Source organism: Actinoplanes sp. NPDC048791 (genome assembly GCF_040650095.1).
GTDB lineage: Bacteria > Actinomycetota > Actinomycetes > Mycobacteriales > Micromonosporaceae > Actinoplanes.
Map to the genome: position 1 here is coordinate 1 of NZ_JBEZGQ010000831.1, position 3,737 is coordinate 3,737.

The following is a 3,737-nucleotide window of genomic DNA, read 5'->3' on the forward strand; positions in this document are numbered from 1 at the left end:
GCCGACCACCTCGCCACGCGCGTTCACCAGCGGCCCGCCCGAATTGCCGGGGTTGATGGACGCGTCGGTCTGCACCGCGCTGCCCCGGCACCAGACGCTGCGGGCGGTCGTGGACTGGAGCTGGGACCTGCTCGACGACGACGAGCGGGCGCTGTGGCGGCGCTTCGCCTACTTCCACGGCGGGGCCGACGTGACCGCGGTCGAGCAGGTCTGCGGCGCGGACATCGATCTGCTCGGCGCGCTGGTCGACAAGTCGCTGCTGGTGCTGTCCGGGGACCGCTACCGGATGCTGGAGACCATCCGCGAGTACGGCCTGGAACGCCTGGCCGAGGCCGGTGAGACCGAGCAGCTGCGGGTCGCGCACGCCCGCTACCTGCTGGCCCTGGCCGGCACGGCCGAGCCGGAGCTGCGCCGGCGGGACCAGCTCAGCTGGCTGCACCGGCTCAGCGTCGAGCACGACAACCTGCACGCGGCGGTCCGGGCCGCGATCGAGGCCGGCGACGCCCGGACCGCGATGGCGCTGACGGCCCGGCTGGGCTGGTACTGGTGGCTGCGCGGGCACCGGGCCGAAGGCTGCGGGCTGGCCCGCGACGTGCTGACGCTGACCGGCGAGACGGACCCGGAGGACCGGGCGCTGGCGTACGCGTACTCGGCGCTGAACGGGCTGGAGGGCGCCGCGCCGATGGACGAGGTCAAGGGATGGTTCCAGGCCGCCGGACGGGAAGGCGCCGGCCCCGATGCCGTGCATCCCGTGCTGCGGCTGCTGGGACCACTGGCGTCGATCTTCGAGTCGGGCGGGCAGCTGGGTGCCTTCGCGCAGGTCGAGCCGCTGTTCACCGACCCCGATCCGTGGCTGCGGTCCATCGCCCGGATGATCGTCGCGCAGCTGCGGCTCAACTTCGGGCAGCGACCCGGCGTCGCCCGGGAGGAGCTGCGCGAGGCCCTCGACGGGTTCCGGGCGATCGGCGAACGCTGGGGCGTCGGCTTCACGCTGAGCGCGCTCGGCGACATGGCCGCGGCGCAGGGCGAGTTCCAGGACGCGGTGACCTGGCAGCGGGAGGCTCTCGCGCTGGTCCGGGAGGTCGGCATCCGCGAGGACCTGCCGCAGCTGGAGATGAAGCTGGCCCACCAGCTCTGGCTGGCCGGCGACCGCACCGAGGCACGCCGGATGCTCAAGCAGGCCCGGGAGTCGGCCGAGGAGGTCGGGCTGTCCGAGGTGCTGGCGTCGGTCGAGTACGGCTACGCGACGATCGCCCGCGAGGAGGGCTCCCTGGAGGAGGCCCGCGAACGGATGGCCCGGGCCGCGCGCCTCATCGACAACTCCGCCCACATGACGCAGTTCCGCGCGATGACCCGCTCGACGCAGGCGCTGATCGAGGGCGCCGCCGGAAACCTGGCCGCCGCGCACGACCTGCACCGGGGTGCGGTGGAGATGGCGGTGGACTCGCTCGACGCGCCGGTGATGGCCCAGGTCCTGGTCGGGGTGGCCGACTACGCCGTACGGATCGGGGACCCGGCCCGGGCCGCGATGCTGCTCGGCGCGGCCGACGCGGTCCGGGGTGCACCGGACCGGTCGATGCCGGACACCGACCGGATCACGGTGCTGGCCCGCTCAGCCTTGGGCGACGCGGGTTACGAGCGGGCCTACGACTCGGGCACCTCGGTCACCATGGCGACCGCCGTCGAGGCCACCGGCCTGCGCCCGGCCACCTGAGCCGGGTCGTCAGGTGACCGCCGGTGCGGCGATCCGCTGCTCGTCGGGCGCTTCGACGCGCGCAGACGCCCGCAGCGGCATCCAGATCAGCAGGGCCAGGCTGAACCAGACGTAGAGGTTGCTGCCGATGATCGCGAGCGGCGGTCGGGGCCCGTTCTCCCAGGCCCAGGTGAGGCGGGACGTCAGCACGACGTACGCGGCCCCGCCCAGCCACAGTGCGCGCCGGTCGCGGTCCGCGGACAGGCCGGCGTCGACGCAGCGGATGATCGCCGGCAGCAGCCACACGCAGTGGTGCACCCAGGTCACCGGGCTGATCAGGCAGCCCAGCAGACCGGTCAGGGCCAGCCCGGCCAAGTGGTCCCCGGCCCGGGCGGCAGCGCGGACCCGCCACACCCAGAACGCCAGCGTGGCCAGCACGCAGACCAGCCAGACCTGAGCCTCCACGCTGTCCAGCGGGAGCCGGGCCAGCAGGCCGCGCAGCGACTGGTTGGACAGGTACTCGAGGTTGCCGACCCGGTTGGTGTCCCACAGCGCGGCGGTCCAGAACTCGCGGGACTCGTCCGGGAACAGGCCCGCGGCGATCAGGGTCGCCGCGGTGGCCGCGGCGATGGCCGTACCGGCTGCCCGCCAGCGCCCGGTGACCAGCAGATAGAGGATGAAGACGCCGGGGGTGAGCTTGATCGCGGTGGCCAGCCCGATGCCGATGCCGCCCCACTTGCGCCCGCGGGCCACCCCGAAGAGCACGTCCCCGGCCACGAGCGCCAGCAGCACGGTGTTGACCTGACCGAAGCCGAACGTCTCACGGACCGGTTCGAAGCACAGCGCGAGCGCCACCGCGACGCTGCCGGCCAGCCACAGCGGCCGGCGGGAGCGCCGGATGATCGGCCCGGCCAGCCACCAGGTCACCAGCGCGGTGCTGGCCACCGTGGCCGCGCCCGCGATCACCAGGATCAGCCAGAACGGCAGGTACGCCATCGGCAGCATGGCGAGGCCGGCGAACGGCGGATAGGTGAAGCCGTACGGGGTGCCGTCCTGGAGCCAGTCGTAGACCATGCCGTCGTCGCGGAACCAGTACCGCACGGCGCCCGAGTAGACCCGCGAGTCGAAGAAGAAGTGCAGGTCGGCGGCCCACCACAGCACGCCGGCGGAGACGAGGGCCGCGAGGGCGGCGATGGTCCAGGCCCGGCGCGTCACGCGGACACTCTACGGTGGCGCAGCTCGCGGACCTGCCGTACGGCCAGCACGACCAGTACGGCAGTGACGGCCAGCGCACCGGGCACGCGGGTGAACAGCGCCCAGTTGTAGCCGGCCGGCAGGGTCAGGGTGGCCGCGAGTGCGCACAGGCCCAGCACCCAGCGCCGTTCCGCCGTGGTGGCCGCCAGCACGGCGAGGGGCCAGATCGCGTACCAGGGGTGGAAGACGGGCGCGCAGAGCACCGTCAGGCCCAGCGCCCAGCCGGCGGCCGGGAGCGCTCCGCCGGCGCGGGCCCGCCACCACAGCACGGGCAGCAGGATCACCAGCAGCAGCACGCCGAGGATCCGGGTCGCTCCCACGGCGTCCACGCCGGTGACGGCCTGCACGGTCAGTCCGACGGCGGTCGACGGTGAGGTCCACGCCACGGTGTCGCCGCTGCGCAGCAGTCCCGCGATCCAGCCCAGGCCGCGCCCGGAGACCAGGGACACCAGGCCCACGGCGCCGACGGCACCGGCGGCGATCAGGGCGGCGGGGCGCCACAGGGTCCGTACCGGTGCGGCCGGGGGCACCGCCGCGAGGACGGCGAACGGCAGCACGACGACCGCGGTCGCCTTGACCGCCACGGCCAGGCCCAGCGCCACCCCGGCCGCGACCAGCAGCGACGGCGACGGCCGGGCGGCGACCAGGGCCAGCCCGACCACCAGCAGGCCCACCATCAGCGCGTCGTTGTGGGCGCCGGACACCAGGTGGATCAGCACGAGCGGGCAGGCCAGCACCGTCCACACCGCGCGGGCCGGGTCGAGGCCCGGGCGCCGGGCCAGCACCGGCA

Annotated in this window: 3 protein-coding genes and 1 pseudogene; 1 reads left to right on the plus strand and 3 read right to left on the minus strand. The window is 74.4% G+C overall.

Annotated features, from left to right (window positions below):
• Positions 1 to 87, minus strand: a pseudogene (locus AB0C29_RS37935) (trypsin-like peptidase domain-containing protein); the annotation flags it as partial.
• 784 nt (positions 88 to 871) lie between these two features.
• On the opposite strand from AB0C29_RS37935, the gene AB0C29_RS37940 reads away from it, so the two are divergent.
• Complete coding sequence (locus tag AB0C29_RS37940; protein ID WP_360831035.1) at positions 872 to 1,714, plus strand: tetratricopeptide repeat protein; 843 nt, start codon at positions 872 to 874, stop codon at positions 1,712 to 1,714.
• Positions 1,715 to 1,723: 9 nt separating this feature from the next.
• Here AB0C29_RS37940 and AB0C29_RS37945 read toward each other — a convergent pair whose 3' ends face one another.
• The gene (locus tag AB0C29_RS37945) at positions 1,724 to 2,908 is read right to left on the minus strand and encodes a glycosyltransferase 87 family protein (RefSeq protein WP_360831029.1); all 1,185 of its coding nucleotides are present in this window, start codon (positions 2,906 to 2,908) and stop codon (positions 1,724 to 1,726) included.
• Positions 2,905 to 3,737 (minus strand): polyprenol phosphomannose-dependent alpha 1,6 mannosyltransferase MptB (mptB, locus tag AB0C29_RS37950; RefSeq protein WP_360831032.1); only part of this gene is annotated, 833 nt, incomplete at its 5' end. The genes AB0C29_RS37945 and mptB, both read right to left, overlap by 4 nt.